We start from the raw sequence: 3591 nt of genomic DNA on the forward strand, positions 1-3591 counted from the left end.
GCTTCGAGGAGTCGCTCACCCGGGGCGAGCAGGGGTACGTCGCCGCCTATCGCGCCGGGCGCTCCGCCGTCGTCACCGCGATCGCCGGGGCCGGGACCAACGTCGGCCGCCTCCAGCTCTGCGCCCGCAGGACGGCCGAGCGGGTCGGCGCACTCGTCGACGAGTGACACACCACCAGCGCGCACAGGAAAGGTTCAGGACGCCATGGCAAAGATGGACGAATCCCTCAACGAGGCGATGAAGACGATCGAGGGCGCCACCGGAGTCGCCCTCGTCGACTACACGAGCGGTATGGCGCTCGCCACGCTCGGCGACAAGAAGGCGCTCGACCTCGACGTCGCGGCCGCGGGCAACACCGACGTCGTCAGAGCCAAACTCCGGACGATGGAGATGCTCGGCCTCCAAGGAGCGATCGAGGACATCCTCATCACCCTCACCGACCAGTACCACCTCATCCGCCCCACCACGGGGAAGAGCGGCAGCGGCCTCTTCCTCTACCTCGTGCTCGACCGCGGACGCGCCAACCTCGCCCTCGCCCGCCACCATCTCTCGCGGATAGAGGCCGGGTTGGAGGTCTGACCGGCCGCCCGCCGCCGCACCGCCCGCCCGCGGCGGTGCGGTGCGGACGGCCGGGGGAGGAGGCCCGACGGGGTGGGGGAGAATGGCCCCGTCACACAAGCATCCGGTGCGGGTACCGCCCGCCCCGTCCGTCTGGAGCGCCCGCCATGTCCGCCCTCACCGACCGCCTGCCCCGCGGCGGCCTCGCCCGCTACGCCTCCGTCCTGTGCCTGCTCGCGGTCGTCGCCGCCGTTGTCTCCTTCGCCAACGGAAGCTGGCTCGGCGTCCTGTGGGTGCTGCTCGCGGGGCTGACCTCCAACATGGCGTGGTACTACCACCGCCGCGGCCGCGCGGCGCGGACCGCCGGGGAAGCGCCCGCCGGCGAGTAGCGCTCAGGGCAGCAGCAGCGAGGCGCCGTCCGGCTCGCCCTGCCAGAACCTGAAGTACTCGAGGCCGAGGTAGGTCTCCAGATCGGAGACGCCGAGGGCGCCGAGGAGGGCGTTGATGCCGTCCCAGAAGACGCCGTTCACCTCGGGAACCCACAGGCAGCCGAAGACGATCAGCAGCCCGAACGGCGCGAACGGCTCAAGCTGCCGTCGCACACCGGCGGGGAGCCACGGTTCGACGGCCCCGTACCCGTCGAGCCCCGGGACCGGCAGCAGGTTGAGCAGCGCAGCCGTGACCTGGAGCAGCGCGAGGAACGCCAGCGCACAGCGGAAGGCGACAGGCACGTCCCCCACCCCCTTGAGCCAGAACGGTGCCGTGAGCACCAGCGCGAGGAACGCGTTGGTGAGCGGTCCGGCGAGGGAGATGAGGCTGTGCCGCAGCCGTCCGGGGATGCGCCCCCTGTCGATGTAGACGGCGCCGCCCGGCAGCCCGATCCCGCCGAGGACGACGAAGAGGACGGGCAGGACGACGCTGAGCAGCGCGTGCGTGTACCGCATCGGGTTGAGCGTCAGATAGCCCTTGTCGCCCACCGAGGTGTCACCTGCGCGCAGCGCGATCCTCGCGTGCGCGTACTCGTGGAGCGAGAGCGAGACGACCCATCCGGAGACGACGAAGAAGAAGACCGCGACGCCCGTGACGCCCGCGATCCCGGCCCAGGCGGCCCAGCCCGAGACGGCCATGATCCCCAGCAGGCAGAGGAAGACCCGGCTGATGCGGTGGTGCTCGGGATGGGTGGCGGTGCTGGTCATGGGGGCAGACGGTATCGGGAGCCGAGGGACGCGCGGAACTCGGCACCGGTCGGCGCCCCGGTGTGTGGGGGCTCTTGCGGGTTGGCGCGGCAGGTCCCGTCTGCCGCCGGGAGATGGCGAATCGTGCGGCGTGCGGGAAGCGCGGCGTGCGCCCGGTCTTGCGGGGGTTGTCCGGGGGACGGGGTGCCCGCATCCGTGCACGTGCCGGGGCGCGGGCAGGGCTGCGGGCTTTCTCCGCCGGGGCGCCCGCGCGTGGGCAGCGCTGCGTTCTTGTGCCCCGTGCCGGGGCGCCGCCGTGCCGGGGGCGGGCAGCGCCGCCGGTCTCGCCCGTCGGCGCACGCGCCCCGAACGCCGCAGCGCCGGCGCGGGCCCGACCCGGCCGTCCGGCAGGGCTGTTGCGCGCGCCGGTGTGCGCGGCGTACGGCTCCGGCGTGCGGCGGCGACGGCGCGGGCCTAGCTTGGGAGGCGGCCGAGCACCCACGCCGACGCCGCGCGCCGGCGTCCACGAGCAGGGCGGACGGATGGAGAGCAGGCTGCTGCACCAGGCCGGGGGACTGCGCACCTACGTCCTCCTGCTGGACAAGGGCGAGGAGGCGGTCACGTCGATCGCCTCCTTCGCCGCCGAGAACCATCTCGCGGGCGCCGCGGTCCGCGCCGTCGGCGGCTGCCGCGAGGTACGTCTCGGCTACTACGAACCCGTGCTCTCGCGGTACCGCCACAGCCACTTCAGCGGGCAGCACGAGGTCCTCGCCCTCCTCGGCGACATCGTCGACAACGGAGGCAGGTCCGAGCTCCACGCGCGCGCCGTCCTCGGCCGCAAGGACTCCACGACGCTCGGCGGCCACCTGGAGCGCCTCGTCGTCTTCCCCAAACTGGAGGCGGTGCTCACCGAGACCCCCGCGCACCTCCACCGCGCCGTGGACCCGGAGACCGGGATGGCGTTCATCGCACCTGACGAGATGTGACGGGGGCCGCGCGGGGCCCGGTCAGCGGAGGACTTCGAACGCCCAGTAGTCGGCGGGGCCCTCGGAGGTGTAGGCGAGGTCCCTGCGGCGCTCCACCACCTTCAACTCGCCCTCCTCCGCCAGGCGTTCGGCCACGGCGACGAAGTCGGTCCCGTCGAGGTAGTCCCGGAAGGTGCTCACCAGCACCAGGCCGCCGGGCGCCGTCACACGCAGCAGCGAGCGCAGCCCCTCGGGGGAGACGTGGCCGAGCGTGAAGACGCCGCAGGACGCGGTGACGTCGTAGGCGTTGTCCTCGTACCCGGTCAGCCCCGCGTTGAGGTCCACGCCGCCGTCGAGCGCGCGGTACGCGCCCGTCGTCCGGGCCTGCTCCACCATCGCCTCGCTCAGGTCGAACCCGTCGACGGTGGCGCCCTTCTCCCTGAGCACGACACCGGCGAGCCCGGTCCCGCAGCCGGCGTCGAGCACCGTGGTGCCCTCGAGCTGGAGCCAGCGGTACGAGCCGGTCAGAGCCGAGTACAGCTCGCCGATGTTCCGGGGGCCCTGGTAGCCCGACTCGCTGAGGTCCGCGTCGTAGGACGCCGCCCAGTCGCCGTAGTACTCGGTGATGCGCCCGACGTCCCCTTCGAGCCGGTGCGCCTGCTGAACGGACTCCTGGCTCTTCGCCACCTGGTCTCTCCCTTCGCTCTCCGCGTCGCGCCGCTGCCGGCGCTTCGCGGGCTCGTGGTTTCCAGGCCGCTACCCACCGGGGGTCGGGGGACGCGGGATGGGGGGTGAGGGTGGGGAGAGACACATTGGAGTGGGGGGACTGAGGGTGATTTTGGGGCTTGATGGTTTGGTAGAGGATTTTGGATTGATGAGGCGGGACTTGGCGG

5 protein-coding genes are annotated in these 3591 nt (G+C 72.6%); 3 read left to right on the top strand and 2 right to left on the bottom strand.

Annotation, left to right across the window (positions count from 1 at the left end; all coding sequences use genetic code 11):
* The first annotated feature begins 204 nt into the window (after positions 1-204).
* Positions 205-579, top strand: coding sequence for a roadblock/LC7 domain-containing protein (locus UWG_RS0108610; RefSeq protein WP_016906796.1), 375 nt, complete (start codon positions 205-207; stop codon positions 577-579).
* A gap of 146 nt (positions 580-725) precedes the next feature.
* Positions 726-947 carry a hypothetical protein gene (locus UWG_RS0108615; RefSeq protein WP_016906797.1) on the top strand — a complete coding sequence of 74 codons (222 nt, stop codon included), beginning with the start codon at positions 726-728 and terminating at the stop codon, positions 945-947.
* 3 nt (positions 948-950) lie between these two features.
* On the opposite strand, the gene UWG_RS0108620 is transcribed toward UWG_RS0108615, so the two are convergent.
* The gene (locus UWG_RS0108620) at positions 951-1754 is read right to left on the bottom strand and encodes a site-2 protease family protein (RefSeq protein WP_016906798.1); all 804 of its coding nucleotides are present in this window, start codon (positions 1752-1754) and stop codon (positions 951-953) included.
* Between the two features lie 521 nt (positions 1755-2275).
* On the opposite strand from UWG_RS0108620, the gene UWG_RS0108625 reads away from it, so the two are divergent.
* On the top strand, positions 2276-2719 hold the full coding sequence (locus UWG_RS0108625) for a PPC domain-containing DNA-binding protein (RefSeq protein ID WP_016906799.1): 444 nt from the start codon (positions 2276-2278) through the stop codon (positions 2717-2719).
* A gap of 21 nt (positions 2720-2740) precedes the next feature.
* Here the strand turns inward: UWG_RS0108625 and UWG_RS0108630 are convergent, their stop codons facing one another.
* Positions 2741-3385 carry a class I SAM-dependent DNA methyltransferase gene (locus tag UWG_RS0108630; RefSeq protein WP_016906800.1) on the bottom strand — a complete coding sequence of 215 codons (645 nt, stop codon included), beginning with the start codon at positions 3383-3385 and terminating at the stop codon, positions 2741-2743.
* Between the last annotated feature and the right edge of the window lie 206 nt (positions 3386-3591).

The organism is Streptomyces xiaopingdaonensis, from assembly GCF_000262345.1.
GTDB lineage: Bacteria > Actinomycetota > Actinomycetes > Streptomycetales > Streptomycetaceae > Streptomyces > Streptomyces xiaopingdaonensis.

What these genes read in the sequence shown, in the direction of transcription:
- UWG_RS0108610 (WP_016906796.1), top strand. Translation starts at nt 205, where the DNA reads ATGGCAAAGATGGACGAATCCCTCAACGAGGCGATGAAGACGATCGAG.
- UWG_RS0108615 (WP_016906797.1), top strand. Translation starts at nt 726, where the DNA reads ATGTCCGCCCTCACCGACCGCCTGCCCCGCGGCGGCCTCGCCCGCTAC.
- UWG_RS0108620 (WP_016906798.1), bottom strand. Translation starts at nt 1,754, where the DNA reads ATGACCAGCACCGCCACCCATCCCGAGCACCACCGCATCAGCCGGGTC.
- UWG_RS0108625 (WP_016906799.1), top strand. Translation starts at nt 2,276, where the DNA reads ATGGAGAGCAGGCTGCTGCACCAGGCCGGGGGACTGCGCACCTACGTC.